This is a genomic window from Streptomyces sp. NPDC006610 (assembly GCF_040611575.1).
Classification (GTDB): domain Bacteria; phylum Actinomycetota; class Actinomycetes; order Streptomycetales; family Streptomycetaceae; genus Streptomyces.
This window is the reverse complement of sequence record NZ_JBEXOP010000094.1, coordinates 1-2,105: the sequence shown is the minus strand read 5'-3', so window position 1 is coordinate 2,105 and position 2,105 is coordinate 1. Positions and strand designations below refer to the sequence as shown.

At 68.4% G+C, this 2,105-nt stretch carries 4 protein-coding genes; 3 read left to right on the top strand and 1 reads right to left on the bottom strand.

Features of this window, described 5'->3' with window-relative positions:
- Together ABZY13_RS33420 and ABZY13_RS33415 are read left to right on the top strand one after the other, a co-directional pair.
- Positions 1-418 (top strand): hypothetical protein (locus ABZY13_RS33420; protein WP_356637571.1); only part of this gene is annotated, 418 nt, incomplete at its 5' end.
- Positions 415-663: a WhiB family transcriptional regulator gene (locus ABZY13_RS33415; RefSeq protein WP_356637569.1), complete on the top strand. Its 249-nt coding sequence runs from the start codon at positions 415-417 to the stop codon at positions 661-663. The genes ABZY13_RS33420 and ABZY13_RS33415, both read left to right, overlap by 4 nt.
- A 205-nt stretch (positions 664-868) precedes the next feature.
- On the opposite strand, the gene ABZY13_RS33410 is transcribed toward ABZY13_RS33415, so the two are convergent.
- Positions 869-1,168, bottom strand: coding sequence for a type II toxin-antitoxin system prevent-host-death family antitoxin (locus tag ABZY13_RS33410; protein ID WP_356637567.1), 300 nt, complete (start codon positions 1,166-1,168; stop codon positions 869-871).
- Between the two features lie 156 nt (positions 1,169-1,324).
- Here ABZY13_RS33410 and ABZY13_RS33405 point away from each other — a divergent pair.
- Positions 1,325-2,105: helix-turn-helix domain-containing protein (locus ABZY13_RS33405; protein ID WP_356637565.1), on the top strand; the 781-nt coding region annotated here is incomplete at its 3' end.

The window sequence follows — 2,105 nt, the reverse complement described above, 5'->3', positions numbered from 1 at the left end:
CCTCGACCGGAAGATCGGCTACGCGCCCGCACACTTCCGCTCAATCCTCGCCAAGACGCGCATCCACGTCAGCACCAGCACCCTGGTCACCGACGTCTACGAGACGTACCAAGGCCGCCGACCGGAACGCAGCGGCGTCGCCAAACATTTCGCCCGTCAAGCTCGCGCCCGCGCGGCGGCCAACCGCTGGCCCACACCCGGCTACTGGGCCGACCGCATGGACGCCATCGACGACCCCCACTTCATCCCCGAGTACGGCGTCACCCGCCGGGAGATCATCGCCCAGGAAGCGGCGTGGATCATCCGCACCACCGGCGTCGACCGTCAGACCGCCGCCCAACGCCTCGGAACCTCCAAGGCCTACGTCGACCACGCCCTCAGCCGCCACCCCCAGCCGGCCATGGAGGCTGCCGCGTGAGCGCCGGCCGGTCCTGGCTCGACCAGGCCCTCTGTGCACAGATCGGCCCCCATCTGTGGACGGACGTCCCCAAAGGCGGCGGCTACGCCGAAGCGCGCCGCATCTGCCAGCGATGCCCCGTCCTCGCCGCGTGCGAAGCCCACGCCGACCGGCTGGCCCGGCAAGGCATCCCCGTCGACGGCATGTGGGCCGGCAAAACCAGCCGCCAACGTCGCCGGCGCCAGCAGATCGGGGAGGCCGCGTGACCCGTTTCCGGCGCGCAGACCACGACCAAGCGCCCTGCCCTCACCAGCACGACGAGACGCCGCGTCTACACACGCCCAACACGTACACAAACCGCACGTCACACCACGAATTGACCTAGCCGACCGGCGCCGCACAACGTGCCGCCCGACCGCACAGCAAAGGCCCCGCCACACGGCGGGGCCCCCGGAGGGAGGAGGAGGGATGTCAGTAGGCGGAGCTGTTGAGCAGCTCGGACAGCTCGGGATCCTTACGGCCGAGCATCTCGGCGAACTCCTCGTCCTCGGCGAGGGCGTACAGCCGGCGCACAAGGTCGTCGTACAGCGGTCGGACCTCAGCGTCGAGCGCGGCCCGCTTCCAGCGCTCCATGGAGATGAGCATGGCCTGGGGCTTGTCACGGCGGGTGAGCGCAACGGGGGTGCCGAGCAAGCGCACCTCGGCGATGACCTCGGTCATGTTCGCGCGGGCTTCAGAGACGCCCAACTGTCGGATCCCGGACTCACTCATGCGACCAGGATACACAACCGCTCGCTTGTCATGTCCGACGGGTTGTACAATTCAGGGGCAGGCGAAGCCCCGCACCACAAGGCCCACCCGCCTCCATGAGGGCTGTCCCAAAACCAGTCATGACCAGCACAGACACCCTCCCGAAGGAAGACACCCGTGAGCACTGAGGCCGTCACATGGGCCATGGACCACGCGCCCATGCTGCGCACCGAGAAGGGCAAGCCGGACACCACCGCCCGGCACGTCCTTCAGGCGCTAGCTGAGCACGCCAGTCCGACCGGCACCGACGCGCACCCCTCAGTGCTCCGCATCCAGTACCGCACCGGCTTCGACCGGGCCACCGTCCAGCGCGCCCTGCGCCGGCTGGAGAAGGGCGGCCTGATCGCCAAGGACGGCGTCCGGGAGGGGCGTACCCGCTACAAGCTCGCCATGGGATTGCGTCGGCCCGCCACGGACTGGGCCGACCTGGAGAGGGAGGAGGACGAGTTCCGGGCCGCGGCTGCGGAGCGGAAGCGCCGGTCCCGATCGAAGGGTGTCACGCACGGAGAGTCCGTGACTGTCACGGACTCAGAAGGCGTGACCGTCACGCACGGAGAGTCCGTGACCGGCGATGTCACGCACTCTAAGTCCGTCCGTCACGCACTTAAAGTGCGTTCGTCACGCACGGAACGCAGCCCTAACCACCCACAACCGTCAGACAACCAACTACTAAAAGACTCTTCTCCCGCAGCCGACCGCGACGAGCCGCAGACACCTGCCGCCCCGGTCCACACCAAGAGCCGCAGCGAGAAGACGGACCACCACCTCGAGGCCTTCGGCGCCTTCTGGCTGACCTACCCCAAGCGGAAAGCCAAGGAAGAGGCCAAGAAGGCTTGGATCGCCGCCATCGAACGCGGCGCCGACCCCCAGCACATCGTCACCGCCGCCAAGGCCTATG